We start from the raw sequence: 281 nt of genomic DNA on the forward strand, positions 1-281 counted from the left end.
ACGAACCCGAAGGGGGTAGTGGATGGACAACAGATTAATATTTCTGTACCTGCTCACAATAAAAGTGACGGGGATGTGGCGTTGGTGCGTACTGACGGAATAGTACGTTGAAGGGAGCGGTGACGCCCCGATAGTACACTAAGGCTCCGGCCAAGGTGATAATCCAGCTTAACATCCTCCGAGAAAACCAAGTGAAGCAGCCCGTACCGCAAACCGACACAGGTGGTTGGGATGAGTATTCTAAGGCGCTCGAGAGATTCATGGCTAAGGAACTAGGCAAA

1 rRNA gene is annotated in these 281 nt (G+C 50.9%); it reads left to right on the forward strand.

Annotated elements, in window-relative coordinates:
- A 23S ribosomal RNA gene (locus tag MWU78_RS22635) occupies positions 1–281 on the forward strand; the annotation flags it as partial.

Source organism: Arenibacter sp. F26102 (assembly GCF_023015865.1).
Lineage (GTDB): Bacteria > Bacteroidota > Bacteroidia > Flavobacteriales > Flavobacteriaceae > Arenibacter.